Below are 20147 nucleotides of genomic sequence, written 5' to 3'. Positions count from 1 at the left end.
TGTAACAAAAGAAAACCCGCCAAGTGCGGGTTTTCTTTTGACTGGAATTTATCGGTACTGTCGACTTAGAGCAACACGGTTCTAAAAGTCGGACTAATCATCAGCAACAACGAACACACTAAGCCGACCAGCCAGACCAAGCTGCGAAGCTTGGGTAGATCCGCCAGGTAAAACCACAAGTAGATAATCCGTGCGATCACGAAAATAATCGCCAAGGCATCAATCAACCACCCTTGGGTTTGCGTGGTGTGCGCCATCAGTACACCCACGGCAAACAGGATGAACGCTTCGATGCTGTTCTGGTGGGCCGCCAGCGCCCTTGCGCCATAACCGGTCAGTTGCGCCTGCTGTTGGCGCGGCAGGTGGTTGTTGTAACCGCCCTGCTCTTTCATGGCTTTGCCCACCGGCATGCGCGCGATATAGATCAACAGCGCACTGATAAACACACACCAGAACGGAATACTCATCAAACGGCCTCTTTGTTCGCCTCGGGGATGGGCGCCTCTGTAGGGGTATAGACCATCACATCGAGAACGTCGGAATGAAATTCGCGGCGATACAAGACGACGGCCACGCCGGCGCTCATGATCATGAACAACCATGGGCTGACGAACCAGGCCAGCATGCTCATCCCGAAGTAGTAGGAGCGCAGGCCGAAGTTGAACTGGTTGGCTGCCATCGAAATCACCCGCGCCGCCCGCGAAGCAAAGGCCTTGCGCTCCTGCTCCGAGACTTGACGCTCACCGATCATGGGCGCCGAGCCGATCAGGATCGCCGCAAAGTTGTACTGGCGCATGCACCAGCTGAAGGTGAAGAACGCGTAGACAAACACCAGCGCCAGACACAGCAACTTGATCTCCGACATGCCCTGCGACGCCTGCTGTACCATCGGTATGTCCGCCAGCAACGACACCGCCCGTTCAGACGCACCCAGCACAGTGAGAATACCGGCGAGGATGATCAGTGTGCTGGAGGCGAAGAACGAGGCGTTGCGCTCCAGGTTGCCGATCACGCTGGCGTCGGCGATACGGTTGTCACGCAGCAACATACGGCGCATCCAGTCCTCGCGATACAGGTGCAGGACGCTGGCCAGGCACGCTGTATCACGGGCCTTCCAGGTGGCATAACGGGTGTAGCCGCCCCAGCAGATGACGAACCAGACGGCGGCGAGCAGGTGAATCAGGTTGGCTTGGATGAACGACATGCGGTTCCTTGTGATGTAGATGCGGAATCTAAGCAACCCTTCGACGTTAGCTCAGGAAAAAAGACACTGCCTGACGCCCATAAAAAATGCCCCGTATCGATTGATACGGGGCATTTCTGTTTAAGCGTTCAAGACCCGCTTGTGGCGAGTCAGGAAACGTCAGGCAATGGCTTCGCTGCGCTTGCCCAGCACGCGATCGCAGACTACCGCGACCACCAGAGTCATTACGCACGGCACCAGCCACGCCAGGCCTTGCTCGCTAAGCGGCAGATGAGACAGCTGCGAAGGCATCCAGTCAGCGAGACCGGCGCCTTTCAGCGCGTCGATGGTGCCGAACAGGAACGACACCAGCATCACCGGGCCAAGAATACGGCCGTGTTCATGCCAGAAGTCTTTGCAGAAGCTCAGGGCCACCAACACGATGCATGGCGGATAGATCGCGGTCAGCACCGGGATGGAGAACGCAATCAACTTGGTCAGGCCAAGGTTGGACACCAGCAGCGAGAACGCGGCCAGAATGATCACCAGCGTCTTGTAGGACAGTGGCAGCACACGGCTGAAGTACTCAGCACAGGCGCAGGTCAGACCGACCGCCGTCACCAGACACGCCAGCGAGATCAGCACCGCAAGGAAACCGCTGCCCAACGAACCGAAGGTGTGTTGCACGTAAGCGTGCAGTACCGCAGCGCCGTTGGTGGCACCGACCGCGACTTCGTGGCTGCCGGAACCTAGACGGAACAGGCTGACATACACCAGCGCCAGACCGACACCGGCAATCAGGCCAGCGATGATCGCGTAACGGGTGATCAGCGCTGGTGACTCGACGCCACGGGAGCGGATCGCGTTAACGATGACGATGCCAAACACCAGCGCGCCCAGGGTATCCATGGTCAGGTAACCATTGATGAAGCCTTGGGAGAACGGTGCTGCCACGTATTCCGGCGTACCGCTACCGATATCACCGGCCGGCAAGGCGAACGCGGCGATGCCGAGTACCGCCAGCGCGATGATTTTCAGCGGCGCGAGGAAACGCCCAACGGTGTCGAGCAAACGGCCCGGGTAGAGCGAGATGAAGAACACCAGCAGGAAGTACACCGAGCTGTAGAGGAACAGCGCCAGCGGACTTTCGCCGGTCAGCGGCGCCAGCCCCACTTCGAACGACACGGTCGCGGTACGCGGGGTGGCGAACAACGGGCCGACCGCCAGGTAGCACGCAGCAGCCAAAATGCCGCCGGCGATCTTGCCGATCGGGCTGCTCAGCGCATCCATCGCCCCGCCAACCTTGGCCAGCGCGACGACTGTGACCACCGGCAGACCGACCGCCGTGATCAGAAAGCCCAGCGCGGCCATCCAGACGTGAGGTCCGGCCTGCAAACCGACGATAGGCGGGAAGATGATGTTACCGGCCCCAACGAACAGGGCAAACGTCATAAAACCAAGTGCCAGGATGTCCTGACCTTTCAAAACTTTCATTAAGGAAATACCACACTACTGAATCGGAATTTAGAGGGGAATTGCCCTGTGGGATTAGGGAAATGCTGTCGATCCGTATGGGACTGACCCGTATAGCGCGTTGCATGCCTTGTGGGCGGCAGACGCAAAAATGGCTGCTAGCCTAACGAATTTGACTCACAAACGCACTGTTAGAGGGCGAACTATCCGATACGCGACGTTTCCGTGTCGCGTTTTTGCATGTAATTGGGGGCAAGTCTATAAATCCTCGAATGCCGGAAACGACAAAGGCCACCCGAAGGTGGCCTTTGTTTGGTAAAGCGTCAGTTAAGCGCGAGGCTTACTTGACAGGCCAACCAGTCAGCTCGGCCAGGGCCTTGCCGATGTCTGCCAGCGAACGCACGGTTTTAACACCTGCGTCTTGCAGCGCAGCGAATTTCTCGTCTGCAGTGCCTTTGCCGCCAGAGATGATTGCGCCAGCATGGCCCATGCGCTTGCCCGGAGGAGCAGTCACACCAGCGATGTAGGAAACAACCGGCTTGGTCACGTGTGCCTTGATGTAGGCAGCCGCTTCTTCTTCAGCCGAACCGCCGATCTCGCCGATCATCACGATCGCTTCGGTCTTCGGGTCTTCCTGGAACAGCTTCAGGATGTCGATGAAGTTCGAACCCGGGATCGGGTCACCACCGATGCCGACGCAAGTCGACTGACCGAAACCGGCGTCAGTAGTCTGCTTTACAGCTTCGTAGGTCAGGGTGCCGGAACGGGAAACGATACCGACCTTGCCTGGCAAGTGAATGTGACCAGGCATGATGCCGATCTTGCATTCGCCTGGGGTGATCACGCCTGGGCAGTTAGGGCCGATCAGGACTACGCCCAGCTCGTCGCACTTAACTTTAGCGTCCAGCATGTCCAGGGTAGGAATGCCTTCGGTGATGCAGACGATCAGCTTGATGCCGCCGAAAGCCGCTTCCAGGATCGAATCCTTGCAGAAAGGAGCCGGAACGTAGATCACGCTGGCGGTAGCGCCGGTGGCAGCTACAGCATCTTTAACGGTGTTGAACACTGGCAGACCCAGGTGCTCGGTGCCGCCTTTGCCTGGAGTTACGCCGCCAACCATCTTGGTGCCGTATTCGATGGCTTGCTGGGTGTGGAAACTACCTTGCGAACCGGTAATACCCTGGCAGATAACTTTGGTGTCTTTATTGATCAGGACGCTCATTATTTGCCCTCCGCAGCTTTGACAACTTGTTGAGCAGCGTCGGTCAGGCTGGTAGCAGCGATGATGTTCAAACCGCTTTCTGCCAGTACTTTAGCGCCCAGCTCAGCGTTGTTGCCTTCAAGGCGAACAACAACCGGGATTTTCACGCCGACTTCTTTCACAGCGCCGATGATGCCTTCGGCAATCATGTCGCAGCGAACGATGCCGCCGAAGATGTTGACCAGTACTGCAGCGACGTTAGTGTCGGACAGGATGATCTTGAACGCTTCGGTAACGCGTTCTTTGGTTGCACCACCACCTACGTCGAGGAAGTTGGCTGGCTTGCCGCCATGCAGGTTGACGATGTCCATGGTACCCATGGCCAGGCCAGCACCGTTGACCATGCAACCGATGTTGCCTTCCAGCGCTACGTAGTTCAGTTCGAACTTGGCAGCGTGCGCTTCGCGCGGATCGTCTTGCGACGGATCATGGAAAGTCTTCAGCTTAGGCTGACGGTACATGGCGTTGGCGTCGATGTTGATCTTGGCGTCGAGGCAGTGCAGATCGCCGTCAGCCTTGATCACCAGCGGGTTCACTTCCAGCAGAGCCAGGTCGTGATCCTTGAACAGCTTGGCCAGACCTACGAAGATCTTGGCGAACTGAGCAACCTGCTTGCCTTCCAGACCCAGCTGGAATGCCAGCTCGCGACCCTGGAATGGCTGAGCGCCAACCAGTGGATCGATAGTGGCTTTCAGAATTTTTTCTGGAGTGTCGTGAGCGATTTTCTCGATGTCCACGCCACCTTCGGTGGAAGCCATGAACACGATGCGACGGCTCGAACGGTCAACGACAGCGCCCAGGTACAGCTCTTTAGCGATATCAGTGCACGATTCAACCAGGATCTTGGTGACTGGCTGGCCATTGGCGTCAGTCTGGTAAGTCACCAGACGCTTGCCCAGCCACTGCTGTGCGAAGGCTTTGGCGTCTTCTTTGCTGCGAACCAGCTTAACGCCGCCCGCTTTACCGCGACCACCGGCGTGAACCTGGGCTTTGACAACCCACTCGTTGCCGCCGATCTTGTCGCAAGCTTCTGCTGCTGCTTCCGGGGTGTCTACTGCGTAACCAGTGGAAACTGGCAGGCCGTATTCAGCGAACAGCTGCTTACCCTGATACTCGTGAAGATTCATGCTTTTTACCGTCTTCGTTAGGTACTGCGCATTCGGCGCTGCGCTCTTTATGAGTGCCGCGCCACCTGTGACTGCTGCTTGCGTAGCTGAGCTACGCAAGACTGCGTCCAGCGGACATTCCGCGGTGAGACTTGCTCGCAAGGCTCACGACGGGCCGTTACCGCCGTGGTTTCTTATTGTGTCTTAACGCTTCTTGCGGTTGGCAATGTGGATGGCGCCGCCATTCACAGCCAGAGCAGCTTCGTGCAAGGCTTCAGACAGGGTCGGATGGGAGAAAACCATCATGCCCAGGTCTTCAGCGCTGGTGCCGAATTCCATACCGATCGCGCCCTGCTGAACCAGCTCTGCAGCGCTCGGGCCAATCACGTGCACGCCCAATACGCGGTCAGTCTTGGCATCAGCGATGACCTTGACGAAACCACCGGTATCGTTGGCGGCCATGGCACGGCCGGAAGCGGCGAACGGGAAGGTGCCGACGTTAACTTCAACGCCTTCAGCTTTCAAGGCCTGCTCGGTTTTGCCAACCCACGCGATTTCCGGGTGAGTATAAATAACCGAAGGGATCAGGTCATAGTTCATCTGGGCTTTGTGGCCCTTGATGCGCTCGACAACCATGATGCCCTCTTCCGAAGCCTTGTGAGCCAGCATCATGCCGCGAACCACGTCACCGATGGCGAAAACGCCCGGTACGGTGGTGGCGCAGTGATCGTCAACGTGCACGAAACCGCGCTCGTCCAGGGTCACGCCGCTATCGGCAGCCAGCAGATCAGTGGTCACCGGACGGCGACCAACGGCTACGATCAGCTTGTCGAAAGTGATGGTCTGTTCGCCGTTGGCATCGGTGTAGCTGACAACGACTTCGTCGCCGTTCACTTTCGAACCGGTGACGCGAGCGCCCAGCTTGATGTCCAGACCCTGTTTGGTCAGGGTTTTCAGCGCTTCCTTGGAAACAGCGGTGTCCGCTGCCATCAGGAAAGTGTCCAGAGCTTCCAGGACAACTACTTCAGAACCCAGACGCGACCACACCGAACCCAGTTCCAGACCGATCACACCAGCGCCGATCACGCCCAGACGCTTAGGTACGGCTTGGAATTCCAGTGCGCCAGTCGAATCGACGATGACTTTCTGATCAACCGGAGCCGGTGGAATGTCGATAGGACGCGAACCTGGAGCCAGGATGACGTTTTCAGCTTCGATGACTTCAACCGAACCGTCTGGCTTGGTGACTTCGACTTTCTTGCCAGCCAGCAGTTTGCCGTGGCCCTGGATCGAAGTAACGCCGTTGGCCTTGAACAGGGTGGCAACGCCGCCGGTCAGGTTCTTGACGATGCCAGCCTTGCGGCCAATCATCGCCGCGACGTCCATTTTGACTTCGCCGGTCGAGATACCGTGAACGTTGAAGCTTTCTTTCGCTTCCTTGTATTTCCAGGAGCTGTCCAGCAGCGCCTTGGAAGGAATGCAGCCGACGTTCAGGCAGGTGCCGCCCAGGGCTTGCTTGCCTTCGGCGTCGGTGTACTTCTCGATGCAGGCAGTGGTCAGACCCAGCTGCGCGGCCTTGATGGCTGCTACGTAGCCGCCAGGGCCAGCACCGATCACTACTACGTCAAATTTCTGCGACATTCAAAAATTCCTCTTTAGCGAAAAGCTTCAAGCCGCGCGCTCCAAGCCAAGCTGCCCTTTCCTGCAGCTTGAAACTTGAAACCCGCGACTGCTTCTATCAGATATCCAGCAACAGACGAGCCGGATCTTCCAGCAGGTTCTTGATGGTCACCAGGAAGGTCACAGCTTCTTTGCCATCGATCAGACGGTGATCGTAGGACAGTGCCAGGTACATCATCGGACGGATAACGACCTGACCGTTGATGGCCATAGGACGCTGGATGATGTTGTGCATGCCCAGAATCGCTGCCTGCGGCGGGTTGACGATCGGGGTCGACATCATCGAACCGAAGGTACCACCGTTGGTGATGGTGAAGGTACCACCGGTCATCTCGTCCATCGACAGTTTGCCGTCACGGGCTTTCTTGCCGAAAGTGGCGATGCCGCCTTCGATTTCAGCCAGGCTCATCAGCTCGGCGTTACGCAGAACCGGTACTACCAGACCACGATCGCTGGAAACGGCAACGCCGATATCCGCATAGCCGTGGTAAACGATGTCGCCACCGTCGATCGACGCGTTGACAGCCGGGAAGCGTTTCAGCGCTTCGGTAGCTGCTTTGACGAAGAACGACATGAAGCCCAGGCGCACGCCGTTATGGGACTTCTCGAACAGATCCTTGTACTTCGAACGCAGGGCCATGACTTCGGTCATGTCTACTTCGTTGAAAGTCGTCAGCATCGCCATGTTCGATTGCGCTTCAACCAGACGCTTGGCCACAGTGGCGCGAACGCGGGTCATCGGTACGCGCTTCTCGATGCGGTCGCCAGCGGCGAACACAGGAGCGGCAGCCGAAGGAGCAGCAGCCTTGGCAGGCGCGGCAGCCGGAGCGGCTTTCTTGGCAGCAACAGCTGCAACCACGTCTTCCTTGGTCACACGACCACCCTTGCCGGTGCCGGCAACGGAAGCGATGTTGATGCCGTTCTCTTCAGCCAGCTTGCGAGCAGCCGGAGCAGCGACAGGATCGTCTTCGCCTTCGGCAGCAGCAGGTGCAGCAGCAGCGGCCGGAGCAGCAGCGGCTGGAGCTGCGGCAGCAGCGCCGCCCGCTTCGATCGAGCCCAGGACTTCGTCGGACAGAACGGTGTCGCCTTCGTTCTTGACGATTGCGCCCAGCACGCCATCAGCAGTAGCCAGCACTTCCAGTACGACTTTGTCGGTTTCGATGTCAACGATCAGATCGTCGCGCTTGACAGCGTCGCCCGGTTTTTTGTGCCAGGTGGCAACGGTGCCATCGGCAACCGATTCCGGGAAAGTGGGGGCTTTGATCTCGATAGCCATTATCTGTAGTTCCTTAAATTCGGTTTCAAGTGCGCGAAGGCATTAAACGGTAAACGCGTCTTGCAGCAGTTTTTCCTGCTGCTCGGCGTGCATCGATGCGTAACCACAAGCAGGTGCAGCGGAGGCATCACGGCCCGCGTACTCAAGTACGAGAGATTTGTCGTGTTTGCCAACGATGCGGCGCATGTGGTGCTGGCTGCAGTACCAGGCTCCCTGGTTCATCGGCTCTTCCTGACACCAAACGATATGTTTGAGGTTGGTGTACGGAGCCAGGACTTCAATCAAGTCGTCCTCAGGGAATGGATACAGCTGCTCGATACGCACGACGGCGATATCGTCACGGCCTTCGGCACGGCGCTTTTCCAGCAGGTCGTAGTAGACCTTGCCGCTACACAGAACAACGCGCTCGACCTTTTGTGGGTCTTGAGCATCGATTTCCGGGATAACGGTCTGGAACGAACCTTCGGCCAGATCTTCCAGAGTCGAGATGGCCAGCTTGTGGCGCAGCAGCGACTTCGGCGTCAGCACGACCAATGGTTTGCGCAGCGGGCGAATCACCTGACGACGCAGCAAGTGGTAGATCTGCGCAGGCGTGGTCGGTACGGCTACCTGAATGTTGTGCTCGGCGCACAGCTGCAGGTAACGCTCCAGACGTGCCGAGGAGTGCTCAGGACCCTGACCTTCGTAACCGTGCGGCAGCAGCATGGTCAGACCGCACAGACGGCCCCACTTGTGCTCGCCACTGGTGATGAACTGGTCGATAACCACTTGGGCACCGTTGGCGAAGTCGCCGAACTGGGCTTCCCAGATCACCAGCGCATCCGGCGTGGTGGTCGAGTAGCCGTATTCGAACGCCAAAACGGCCTCTTCCGACAGGAACGAGTCGTACAGGTCAAAGCGTGGCTGACCGTCGTACAGGTGCTGCAGCGGAACGTAAGTGCCAGCGTCTTTCTGGTTGTGCAGAACAGCGTGACGGTGCGAGAACGTACCGCGGCCGATGTCCTGACCGGTCATGCGAATCGGGTGACCTTCGAACGCCAGGGTCGCGTACGCCATGGTTTCAGCGTAACCCCAGTTGATCGGCAGGCCGCCGGCTTGCATCTTCTGACGGTCTTCGTAGATCTTCGCAACCTGGCGCTGAACCACGAAGCCATCCGGAATTTCCAGCAGCTTGGCGGACAGTTCCTGCAGGGTTTTCAGATCGAAACGGGTGTCGTGACGCGCAGTCCAGGCGTGGCCCAGATACGGACGCCAGTCCACGAACAACTCTTTGTTCGGCTCTTTGACCAGGCTTTTCACTACGTGCAGACCGTTGTCCAGCGCGTTGCGGTATTCGTCGACTTTCGCCTGAACACGCTCTGCATCAAGCGTACCGTCCTGAGTCAGACGATCAGCGTACAGCTCACGGGTGGTGCGCTGCTTGGTGATCTGCTGATACATCAGAGGCTGGGTGCCGCTTGGCTCGTCGGCCTCGTTGTGGCCGCGACGACGGTAGCAGACCAGATCGATTACCACGTCACGCTTGAATTGCATGCGATAGTCGATGGCCAACTGGGTCACGAACAACACGGCTTCCGGATCATCACCATTCACATGGAGGATCGGCGCCTGGATCATCTTGGCAACGTCGGTGGCGTACTCGGTGGAACGCGAGTCCAGCGGGTTGCTGATGGTGAAACCGACCTGGTTGTTGATCACGATGTGCACAGTACCGCCGGTCTTGAAACCGCGGGTCTGGGACATCTGGAAGGTTTCCATGACCACGCCTTGACCGGCGAATGCCGCGTCACCGTGGATGGAGATCGGCAGAACCTTCTCACCGGTCGAATCGTTACGACGATCCTGACGGGCGCGAACCGAACCTTCGACCACCGGGGAAACGATTTCCAGGTGGGACGGGTTGAACGCCATGGCCAGGTGAACTTCACCGCCGGCGGTCATCACGTTGGAGGAGAAGCCCTGGTGGTATTTAACGTCACCGGAACCCAGCTCGACCTTCTTCTTGCCTTCGAACTCGTCGAACAGCTCACGCGGGTTCTTGCCGAAGGTATTGACCAGCACGTTCAGACGACCACGGTGGGCCATGCCGATGACGACTTCCTTGGTACCGTAGGAACCGGAACGCTGGATCAGTTCGTCGAGCATCGGAATCAGGCTTTCGCCGCCTTCCAGACCGAAACGCTTGGTGCCCGGGTATTTGGTGCCCAGGTATTTTTCCAGACCTTCACCGGCAGTCACGCGCTCAAGCAGGTGGCTCTTGATGTCGGCGGAGTACGTCGGACGACCACGCACGCTTTCCAGACGCTGCTGGAACCACTGGCGCTGCTCGGAATCGGTGATATGCGTAAATTCAGCGCCGATGGTGCGGCAATATGTCTGCTGCAACGCTTCGTGAATTTCGCGTAGGCTCGCTTCCTCTTTGCCGATGAACAGGTCGCCGGCACGGAAGGTCGTATCAAGATCGGCATTGGTCAAGCCGTAATGATTGATCGACAGGTCTGCAGGTGCAGGACGCTGCCACAGTCCCAGCGGGTCAAGCTGGGCTGCCTGGTGGCCACGCATACGGTAGGCCTGGATCAATCGCAGCACTTCAACTTGCTTCTTCTCGTGCTCACTGCTCACGCTCCCGGCGGAAACCGGTTGAGCGCGGCGCTGGTTCTTTGCCAGCAGCACGAAATGATCGCGAATCGTCGAGTGCGAAACATCAGTGGCAGAGTTGCCGTCGGCAGGCAACTTCTGAAAGTAGGTGCGCCACTCTTCTGGCACAGCGTTAGGGTCGTGCAGGTAGAGCTCATAAAGCTCTTCCACATAGGCAGCGTTTCCACCTGAAAGGTAGGCGCTGTTCCACATGCGCTGCATCACGCTTTCTTGCATGCTTGGTCACCCTCGGTTAGGGGAACACCATCGGTGTCGACACCGAGCAAACTTGCAGAAGTCCGAATGCAGCGACTAAAACAAGCCACTTAGGATCACACTGATAGTCCGGGTACCAGCCCGGATGCCCCTGCTTGTCTCATTTCTTCAAAATAAGAGCTGCAGCTTGTGACTACTGCTCTGGTTATAGCCATGACGCGGGTTGAAGCCCGCGCCACAGCCTCTACGGTACAGCGGTTACAGCAGCTGAATCACACGCCGCTCGAAAGCAGCATGTTACGGATGTGACCGATGGCCTTAGTCGGGTTCAGGCCTTTCGGACATACGTTGACGCAGTTCATGATGCCCCGGCAGCGGAATACGCTGAACGGGTCATCGAGCGAAGCCAGACGCTCGTTGGTCTTGGTGTCACGGCTGTCTGCCAGGAAGCGATAGGCTTGCAGCAGAGCGGCTGGACCCAGGAACTTGTCCGGGTTCCACCAGAAGGACGGGCAAGAGGTCGAGCAGCAAGCGCACAGGATGCACTCGTACAGACCGTCGAGCTTTTCACGCTCTTCTGGCGACTGCAGACGCTCGATGGCCGGAGCCGGCGTGTCGTTCTGCAGGTAAGGCTTCACCTTCTCGTATTGCTTGTAGAAGATGCTCATATCGACGACCAGGTCACGGATAACCGGCAAACCTGGCAGAGGACGAACGATCAACTTGTTACCTTTTACAACGGCGGACAGTGGCGTGATGCAGGCCAGACCGTTCTTGCCGTTGATGTTCATGCCGTCGGAGCCACAGACACCTTCACGGCAAGAGCGACGATAGGAGAAACCTTCGTCCTGCTCTTTGATGAGGGCCAGCACGTCCAGCACCATCAGGTCTTTACCACCGGTATCGACCTGGAATTCCTGCATGAACGGCGCTGCGTCCTGATCAGGGTTGTAGCGATAAACACTGACTTGCAACATGGCGGTCACCCTTAATAAGTCCGGACTTTCGGTTCGAAAGTCGGAACAGTCTTCGGCGAGAAGTTAACGGCACGCTTGGTGACGCGCTTGTCACCCGGGAAGTACAGGGTGTGGCACAGCCAGTTTTCGTCGTCACGGTCTTCGAAGTCTTCACGGGCGTGCGCGCCGCGGGACTCTTTACGCACTTCGGCAGCGATGGCAGTCGCTTCAGCCACTTCCAGCAGGTTTTGCAGTTCCAGCGCTTCGATACGTGCAGTGTTGAAAGCCTGCGACTTATCGTTGATCTTCACGTTAGCGATACGCTGACGCAGATCGGCCAGTTGAGCGATACCTTTCTGCATGTATTCGCCGGTACGGAACACACCGAAGTAGTTCTGCATGCAGCTTTGCAGCTCACGACGCAGGGTTGCCACGTCTTCGCCATCAGTGCGGCTGTTCAGCGAGTTCAGGCGCGACAGGGCCGCTTCGATATCGGCTTCGGTAGCGTCGTCGTATTCGATGCCGTCGGTCAGTGCCTTTTCCAGGTGCAGGCCGGCAGCGCGGCCGAATACCACCAGGTCGAGCAACGAGTTGCCGCCCAGACGGTTGGCGCCGTGAACCGATACGCAAGCCACTTCACCTACAGCGAACAGACCAGGAATGATCTGATCCACGCCGTCGGCGTTCTGGGTGATCGCCTGACCATGAATGTTGGTGGCAACGCCGCCCATCATATAGTGGCAAGTCGGAACAACCGGAACCGGCGCAACCACCGGGTCAACGTGCGCGAAAGTCTTCGACAGTTCGCAGATGCCTGGCAGACGGCTGTGCAGCACTTCCTCGCCCAAGTGGTCGAGTTTGAGCATTACGTGGTCGCCATTCGGACCGCAACCGTTGCCGGCGATGATTTCTTTAACCATCGAGCGAGCAACCACGTCACGACCGGCAAGGTCTTTGGCGTTCGGAGCATAACGCTCCATGAAACGCTCGCCGTGCTTGTTGATCAGGTAACCACCTTCACCACGGCAACCTTCTGTAACCAGTACACCAGCGCCGGCGATGCCGGTCGGGTGGAACTGCCACATTTCGATGTCTTGTACCGGCACGCCAGCACGCAGAGCCATGCCGACGCCGTCACCGGTGTTGATCAGGGCGTTGGTGGTGGACGCGTAGATACGGCCTGCACCGCCGGTAGCCAATACGGTGGCTTTTGCGCGGATGTAGGAGGTTTCGCCAGTTTCGATGCAGATCGCGATCACACCGACGAAATCGCCCTCCTGGTTTTTCACCAGGTCGACAGCGTAGTACTCGTTCAGGAACGTAGTACCGGCTTTCAGGTTGCCCTGATACAGAGTGTGCAGCAGTGCGTGACCGGTACGGTCGGAAGCGGCGCAAGTACGTGCAGCCTGGCCGCCCTTGCCGTAGTCCTTGGACTGACCGCCGAACGGACGCTGGTAGATACGGCCTTGCTCGGTACGCGAGAACGGCAGACCCATGTGGTCCAGCTCGAAAACGGCAGCCGGGCCTTCCTGACACATGTATTCGATAGCGTCCTGGTCACCGATGTAGTCGGAACCCTTGACGGTATCGTACATGTGCCAGCGCCAGTCATCGTTCGGGTCAGCGGACGCGATTGCACAGGTGATGCCGCCCTGGGCGGATACAGTGTGCGAACGGGTCGGGAAAACCTTGGTGATCACGGCAGTCTTGTGACCGCCCTGCGCCAGTTGCAGCGCAGCGCGCATGCCGGCACCGCCACCACCAATGATGATGGCGTCGAAAGAAATCGTTGGAATGTTAGCCATGACTCAGATACCCCAGAGAATCTGCACACCCCAGACGAAGTAAGCGAACATCGCAACGCCGCATACTGCCTGGAAAAGGAAACGTACTGCGGTCGCGGACTTGCCCAGCGCCATTGGCGTCAGGTAGTCGGTCGCGATGGTCCACATGCCGACCCAGGCGTGAGCGCCGAGAGCAACAAGGGCCAGCAGACTGAAGATACGCATCCCGTTGTGGGCGAACAGGCCGTGCCACTGGTCGTAGCCAATGCCCGGATTCGCTGCAAGGTATCCGATCAGGAAAATGAAATAAGCCGCGAGAACAACCGCAGACACACGTTGCGCCATCCAGTCATAGAGGCCCGAACGCGAAAGGTTCGTAACGCTGGTTACCATATCCAAACTCCTGCCAGAACGATCAACACCACCGAAACGGCGATGATAATTTTCGAGCCCAGGCGGCCGCCTTCCAGCGTCTCACCGATGCCCATATCCATGATCAAGTGGCGCACACCGGCTACCAGGTGATACAGCAGAGCGGACAGGAGGCCCCATGCTACGAACTTGGCCAGCGGGCTGGTCAAGCATGCCTTCACTTCGGCAAAACCTTCCTCGGAACCCAGAGACTTGCCCAATGCATAAAGCATGAAGCCGATACCCAGGAAGAGGATGATGCCGGAAACACGGTGAAGAAACGACGTAACGCCGGTGATGGGGAGTTTGATGGTCCTTAGGTCTAGGTTTACAGGTCGTTGGCTTTTCACGGCTTTTTTTTCACACTGAAGAGCCCCTAACAATCAGGGCAAAGTTGTTGGGGAGTGCACTGGTCAGGTAACCACCACCCAGGGATGCGACCCCCAATAAAGCAGGCCCAAAAGCCCTTGGCGGTCGGTGGCCGAGTATAGACAGTTAGGCTACTAATGACAACGCAATCACCTACCCCCAATAGCTGATTGCACAAGTTCAATAAAAGGCGTAAATGGCAGGCAATTTCGAGGAAAAAGTGCGCTTAAAGCCTTCTGGAGCAAGACTTTAGGCAAATTGACATTCGAATTTATCTCACTATAGTGGTGCGGGCCCTGCGTGGGGGGTCTGTCTGATGGTTAAGCATAAATAGGAGGCCACATGGCTGACAAAAAAGCGCAGTTGATCATCGAGGGCGCAGCCCCCGTCGAGCTGCCCATTTTAACCGGCACCGTTGGTCCCGATGTAATCGATGTTCGGGGCCTGACGGCCACGGGCCGCTTCACTTTCGACCCTGGTTTCATGTCGACCGCCTCGTGCGAATCGAAGATTACCTATATCGACGGCGACAACGGCATTCTGTTGCACCGCGGCTACCCGATCGAACAACTGGCTGAAAAGTCAGACTACCTGGAAACCTGCTACCTGCTGCTCAACGGCGAACTGCCGACAGCAGAACAGAAGGCCCAGTTCGTCAGCACCGTCAAGAACCACACCATGGTTCACGAGCAGCTGAAAACCTTCTTCAACGGTTTCCGTCGCGACGCCCACCCGATGGCCGTCATGTGCGGCGTAGTCGGCGCCCTCTCGGCCTTCTACCACGACTCCCTGGACATCAATAACCCGCAGCATCGCGAAATTTCCGCGATCCGCCTGGTTGCCAAGATGCCGACCCTGGCAGCGATGGTTTACAAGTACTCCATGGGCCAACCCATGATGTACCCGCGCAACGACCTGACGTACGCGGAAAACTTCCTGCACATGATGTTCAACACCCCGTGCGAGATCAAACCGATCAGCCCGGTGCTCGCCAAGGCCATGGACCGGATCTTCATCCTCCACGCCGACCACGAGCAGAACGCATCGACTTCCACCGTGCGCCTGGCAGGCTCTTCGGGTGCCAACCCGTTCGCCTGTATCGCTGCCGGTATCGCCGCACTGTGGGGCCCTGCCCACGGCGGTGCGAACGAAGCCGTTCTGACCATGCTTGATGAAATCGGCGATGTGTCCAACATCGACAAGTTCATCGCCAAGGCCAAGGACAAGAACGATCCGTTCAAACTGATGGGCTTCGGTCACCGCGTTTACAAGAACCGCGATCCTCGCGCGACTGTAATGAAGCAGACCTGCGACGAAGTACTGAAGGAACTGGGCATCAACAACGATCCGCAACTCGAACTGGCCATGCGCCTGGAAGAGATCGCCCTGACCGACCCGTACTTCATCGAACGCTCGCTGTACCCGAACGTCGACTTCTACTCGGGGATCATCCTCAAGGCGATCGGCATTCCGACCAGCATGTTCACCGTGATCTTCGCGCTGGCTCGTACTGTCGGCTGGATCTCCCACTGGAAAGAAATGCTCTCCAGCCCGTACAAGATCGGCCGTCCGCGCCAGCTGTACACCGGCTACGAGTCGCGCGACATTACCAAGCTGGAAGACCGCAAATAAGACTTGTCTTGCGATAACGTCTTGAGTTGTATCGGGAACGGCCTCTATTTATATAGGGGCCGTTTTTGTTTATTGGGCCGAATCGGCCTGTGGGCCGACTGGTTTTTTGGAATCAGGTGTATATCCGTTTTTTGAGTAGCTGCTGCTGGCGGTTTCGCTCTTACAGCGAGTCACCTTTTCCAAACGCCGGAATGCCGGCCCAGCGAAAAGGTAACCCAAAAGGCTTTGCCCCGGCGTTCGGCACTTCGCTGAGGCTCAGTGTTCCCTCGCTACGGTGTCCATCAGGGGGCATCGCCTACGGTTTGCTTCGCTGCACCTCCTCTCGATGAATGCGGCTTCGCCGCACGGCGCTTCGCGCCTACCCCCCTGATGAACACCTTCACTCGGCCTGCCGAAGGGGCAAAAGATCAAAAGCCAAAGCCAAAGCCAAAGCCAAAGCCAAAGCAGATCAAAAGATCGCAGCCATCGGCAGCTCCTAAACAGGATGAGCGCAAGCTCGGGTGAAGCTTTTGATCTTGATCCACGGCGACGTCGGAAGGCTGAGTGTAGGGATTGATCCGGGGTGGGAGCGCAGCGACCGTTTGGCGCAGCCAAACACAGCGAGAGGAGGTGCAGCGAAGCAAACCGTAGGCGCTGCGCCCGGATCGATCCCGGAGCGAAGGAACCCCGAGCCCCAGCGAGCGGGCCGTACGTAGGAGCAAGCGTTTTTTGCTTACTTTTTTGGGCGTTTGAAAAAAAGTGAGTCGCCGTAAGGGCGAAACCCTAAGAAGCCGTTACCGCAGCAACGGATATGTACTCAATAAACACCAACCACAAAGACCTCAGTCCGATAACCGCCCACAAAAAATGCCCCGATCTCTCAACCGGGGCATTCAGCAAAACGTTTAAACAAGCATCAAGCGATCAATGCGAAACCGCCCCACTCGCCCCCAATCCCGTCTGCGAACGCACAAACTGCGGGAAGAACAGCGCCCGCTCCTTGTCCGCTGCCGCCGACTTGTCAGTGATCGAGAAGAACCAGATCCCCACAAACGCGATGATCATCGAGAACAACGCAGGATACTCGTAAGGGAAGATCGCCTTCTCGTGATGCAGAATCTGCACCCAGATGGTCGGGCCAAGCACCATCAGGCCCACAGCACTGATCAGCCCCAGCCAGCCGCCGATCATCGCACCGCGAGTGGTCAGCTTCTTCCAGTACATCGAAAGCAGCAGGACCGGGAAGTTACAGCTCGCCGCGATGGAGAACGCCAGGCCAACCATGAACGCGATGTTCTGGCTTTCGAACAGGATACCCAGACCAATCGCCAGCACTGCCAAGGCAATGGTGGTGATCTTCGAAACGCGGATCTCATCCTTCTCGTTCGCCTTGCCTTTCTTGATCACGCTGGCATACAGGTCATGAGACACCGCCGAAGCACCGGCCAGGGTCAGACCCGCGACAACCGCCAGAATGGTCGCGAACGCCACAGCCGAGATGAAGCCGAGGAAGATGCTCCCGCCGACTGCGTTGGCCAAGTGCACCGCCGCCATGTTGTTGCCGCCCAACAGCGCGCCAGCAGCATCTTTGAAGGCCGGGTTGGTGCTGACCAGCAGGATCGCGCCGAAGCCGATGATGAAGGTCAGAATGTAGAAGTAGCCAATGAAACCGGTTGCGTACAGCACGCTCTTACGGGCTTCTTTAGCGTCGCTCACGGTGAAGAAGCGCATCAGAATGTGTGGCAGGCCAGCAGTACCGAACATCAGCGCCAGACCGAGGGAGAACGCCGAAATCGGATCTTTCACCAAGCCGCCAGGGCTCATGATCGCTTCACCTTTAGGGTGAACCTTGATCGCCTCGGAGAACAGCATGTTGAAGTCGAAGTTGACGTGCTTCATCACCATCAGCGCCATGAACGAGGCACCGGACAGCAACAGCACAGCCTTGATGATCTGCACCCAAGTAGTCGCCAGCATGCCGCCGAACAGCACGTACATGCACATCAGCACACCGACCAGAATCACCGCCACGTGGTAGTCCAGACCGAACAACAGTTGGATCAACTTGCCGGCACCAACCATTTGCGCGATCAGGTAGAACGCCACCACCACCAGCGAACCGCAGGCAGACAGGGTGCGAATCTGGGTTTGCCCGAGGCGGTAGGACGCCACGTCGGCAAAGGTGTATTTGCCCAGGTTACGCAGACGCTCGGCGATCAGGAACAGAATGATCGGCCAGCCCACCAGGAAGCCGATCGAGTAGATCAGGCCATCGTAGCCGGAGGTGAACACCAGCGCGGAAATCCCCAGGAAGGACGCCGCCGACATGTAGTCACCGGCGATCGCCAGACCATTCTGGAAACCGGTGATCTTGCCGCCCGCCGCATAGTAGTCGGCCGCCGAGTTGTTTTTCTTCGAGGCCCAGTAGGTGATGTACAAGGTCGCGCCAACGAACGCCACGAACATCAGGATGGCTGGAATGTTCAGTGGCTGCTTGGCCACTGCGCCCGTCAAGGCGTCAGCCGCAAAGGCACAAGGCGCGAACGCTGCAACGCTCAATAGAGAAAGTAGACGCCGGATCATTGCTGAGCCTCCTTGAGAATCGCATTGTTCAGATCGTCAAACTCGCCATTGGCGCGGCGCACGTAGATAGCTGTGAGGATGAAGGCCGAGATAATCAGGCCGACACCGATAGGAATGCCCCAGGTAATCGAGGATTCAGGACTGAGCTTCGCACCCAGCACGTGTGGCCCGTAGGCGATCAGAAGGATGAATCCGGAGTAGAGCCCGAGCATGATCGCCGAGAGTATCCAGGCGAACTTTTCCCTTTTTCGCACCAGCTCCTTGAATCGGGGACTGTTTTGAATCGAGAGGTAAATGCTGTCGTTCATTGTTTTTATCCTCGCAGCACAGATTATTGTTGGAACGTAGCTAATGTATGCGGCTGCGGGACAGGTTCCAGACGACCTTAGTAGTAGAACGCCATGACACTTTTGCCAATTTCAAGCAGCCCAAAAACAAATGTGGGAGCGAGCCTGCTCGCGAAGGCGTCGTGCCAGTCAACATTTAGTTAACTGACAGACCGCTTTCGCGAGCAGGCTCGCTCCCACTGGGGTATTTCGGTGTTGTGGTTATTTAGTCCAGTCAGCCACTCGATCCGGGTGTTTGGCCACCCAATCCTTGGCGGCTGCATCAGGCTTGGCACCGTCCTGAATCGCCAGCATCACTTCACCGATTTCGTCTTTCGAAGCCCACTGGAAGTTCTTCAGGAACTTGGCCACTTCTGGTGCCTTCGCATCCAGGCCCTTGCTGCCGATGCTGTTCACGGTTTCAGCAGCGCCGTAAACGCCTTTAGGGTCGTCGAGGAAGCGCAGCTTCCACTTGGCGAACATCCAGTGCGGCACCCAACCGGTGACGGCGATGGATTCGTTTTTCTTCTCGGCACGGGTCAGCTCGGCAATCATGCCGGCGCCGGAGCTGGCTTTAAGGGTGTATTTGTCGAGGCCGTAATCCTTGATCGCCTGATCGGTCTTGAGCATCACGCCTGAACCGGCGTCGATGCCGACTATGCGATTTTTGAAGGTGTCGTCGGTTTTCAGGTCTTCGATCGACTTGGCTTTTACATATTCCGGGACGATCAGGCCGATTTTCGCATCCTTGAAGTTCGGGCCGTAATCGACGACCTGATCCTTGTTCTTCGTCCAGTATTCGCCGTGGGTCACTGGCAGCCAGGCCGACAGCATGGCGTCGAGTTTGCCGGTGGCGACACCCTGCCACATGATCCCGGTGGCGACGGCTTGCAGTTTCACGTCGTAGCCGAGTTTCTGCTTGATCACTTCGGCCGCCACGTGGGTGGTCGCGACGCTGTCGGACCAGCCGTCAACGTAACCGATGTTCAGGGTCTGTTTTTCAGCGCTGGCGAAAGTGGAGCTCATCGCAAGCGCCAGAGCGGCACCTGCGCCTAAAAGTCGTCGCATCTTCATCGTTACTTCCCCGAAATGCTGCGCCCGACGGATGACGGGCGGCGTCAACGTATTGTTATGGTGCACAGCGCCCCCATCACGCCTCACCGCAAACTCGTCCGGACATCAGTGGAGTACTGACGGCTTCGATCATCAACCTGACGCCCAAGGCGACCTGCTCTGTCAGCGACCTCAAGGCAACGAGAAACGACATCAGAAGGC

At 57.7% G+C, this 20147-nt stretch carries 16 protein-coding genes; 1 reads left to right on the top strand and 15 read right to left on the bottom strand.

Going from position 1 to position 20147, the window contains the following annotated elements:
• Positions 1-65: 65 nt before the first annotated feature.
• The 12 genes from ACA069_RS08880 to sdhC all read right to left on the bottom strand — a co-directional run bounded on the left by ACA069_RS08880 (position 66) and on the right by sdhC (position 14333).
• Positions 66-467: an MAPEG family protein gene (locus ACA069_RS08880; RefSeq protein ID WP_187677439.1), complete on the bottom strand. Its 402-nt coding sequence runs from the start codon at positions 465-467 to the stop codon at positions 66-68.
• On the bottom strand, positions 467-1204 hold the full coding sequence (locus ACA069_RS08875; protein ID WP_497617112.1) for a DUF599 domain-containing protein: 738 nt from the start codon (positions 1202-1204) through the stop codon (positions 467-469). The genes ACA069_RS08880 and ACA069_RS08875 overlap by 1 nt, the downstream gene beginning before the upstream one ends.
• Before the next feature lie 159 nt (positions 1205-1363).
• Positions 1364-2677 (bottom strand): branched-chain amino acid transport system II carrier protein, encoded by a 1314-nt coding sequence (gene brnQ / locus ACA069_RS08870; protein ID WP_401269941.1) that lies wholly within the window; start codon positions 2675-2677, stop codon positions 1364-1366.
• 319 nt (positions 2678-2996) lie between these two features.
• Positions 2997-3878 carry a succinate--CoA ligase subunit alpha gene (gene sucD, locus ACA069_RS08865; RefSeq protein ID WP_187677436.1) on the bottom strand — a complete coding sequence of 294 codons (882 nt, stop codon included), beginning with the start codon at positions 3876-3878 and terminating at the stop codon, positions 2997-2999.
• Positions 3878-5044 carry an ADP-forming succinate--CoA ligase subunit beta gene (gene sucC / locus ACA069_RS08860; protein WP_085732277.1) on the bottom strand — a complete coding sequence of 389 codons (1167 nt, stop codon included), beginning with the start codon at positions 5042-5044 and terminating at the stop codon, positions 3878-3880. Before sucC ends, sucD begins: the two co-directional genes overlap by 1 nt.
• A gap of 183 nt (positions 5045-5227) precedes the next feature.
• Positions 5228-6664 carry a dihydrolipoyl dehydrogenase gene (gene lpdA, locus ACA069_RS08855; protein ID WP_187677435.1) on the bottom strand — a complete coding sequence of 479 codons (1437 nt, stop codon included), beginning with the start codon at positions 6662-6664 and terminating at the stop codon, positions 5228-5230.
• Positions 6665-6761: 97 nt separating this feature from the next.
• Positions 6762-7979, bottom strand: coding sequence for a 2-oxoglutarate dehydrogenase complex dihydrolipoyllysine-residue succinyltransferase (odhB, locus tag ACA069_RS08850; protein WP_497617109.1), 1218 nt, complete (start codon positions 7977-7979; stop codon positions 6762-6764).
• A 42-nt stretch (positions 7980-8021) separates the two neighbouring features.
• Positions 8022-10853, bottom strand: a complete 2832-nt coding sequence (locus ACA069_RS08845; RefSeq protein ID WP_187677433.1) for a 2-oxoglutarate dehydrogenase E1 component — start codon at positions 10851-10853, stop codon at positions 8022-8024.
• A 251-nt stretch (positions 10854-11104) separates the two neighbouring features.
• Positions 11105-11809 (bottom strand): succinate dehydrogenase iron-sulfur subunit, encoded by a 705-nt coding sequence (locus ACA069_RS08840; RefSeq protein ID WP_038364054.1) that lies wholly within the window; start codon positions 11807-11809, stop codon positions 11105-11107.
• An 11-nt stretch (positions 11810-11820) separates the two neighbouring features.
• A complete protein-coding gene (gene sdhA / locus ACA069_RS08835) occupies positions 11821-13593 on the bottom strand; it encodes a succinate dehydrogenase flavoprotein subunit (protein WP_187677432.1) in 1773 nt (590 codons plus the stop codon).
• Between the two features lie 3 nt (positions 13594-13596).
• On the bottom strand, positions 13597-13965 hold the full coding sequence (sdhD, locus tag ACA069_RS08830; protein WP_007977503.1) for a succinate dehydrogenase, hydrophobic membrane anchor protein: 369 nt from the start codon (positions 13963-13965) through the stop codon (positions 13597-13599).
• A complete protein-coding gene (sdhC, locus tag ACA069_RS08825; protein WP_034156251.1) occupies positions 13959-14333 on the bottom strand; it encodes a succinate dehydrogenase, cytochrome b556 subunit in 375 nt (124 codons plus the stop codon). The genes sdhD and sdhC overlap by 7 nt, the downstream gene beginning before the upstream one ends.
• A 361-nt stretch (positions 14334-14694) precedes the next feature.
• Here sdhC and gltA point away from each other — a divergent pair, with 361 nt between their 5' ends.
• Complete coding sequence (gltA, locus tag ACA069_RS08820) at positions 14695-15984, top strand: citrate synthase (RefSeq protein WP_003222994.1); 1290 nt, start codon at positions 14695-14697, stop codon at positions 15982-15984.
• A 903-nt stretch (positions 15985-16887) separates the two neighbouring features.
• Here the strand turns inward: gltA and ACA069_RS08815 are convergent.
• From ACA069_RS08815 to ACA069_RS08805, 3 genes are all read right to left on the bottom strand, one after another.
• Positions 16888-18546: a cation acetate symporter gene (locus ACA069_RS08815; RefSeq protein ID WP_187677431.1), complete on the bottom strand. Its 1659-nt coding sequence runs from the start codon at positions 18544-18546 to the stop codon at positions 16888-16890.
• The gene (locus ACA069_RS08810) at positions 18543-18854 is read right to left on the bottom strand and encodes a DUF485 domain-containing protein (RefSeq protein ID WP_187677430.1); all 312 of its coding nucleotides are present in this window, start codon (positions 18852-18854) and stop codon (positions 18543-18545) included. Before ACA069_RS08810 ends, ACA069_RS08815 begins: the two co-directional genes overlap by 4 nt.
• A gap of 240 nt (positions 18855-19094) precedes the next feature.
• Positions 19095-19946 carry a glycine betaine ABC transporter substrate-binding protein gene (locus tag ACA069_RS08805; protein WP_095190653.1) on the bottom strand — a complete coding sequence of 284 codons (852 nt, stop codon included), beginning with the start codon at positions 19944-19946 and terminating at the stop codon, positions 19095-19097.
• Positions 19947-20147 lie beyond the last annotated feature (201 nt).

It is taken from the genome of Pseudomonas sp. LBUM1652 (genome assembly GCF_059716105.1).
This window is presented reverse-complemented; position numbering and strand designations above follow the sequence as displayed.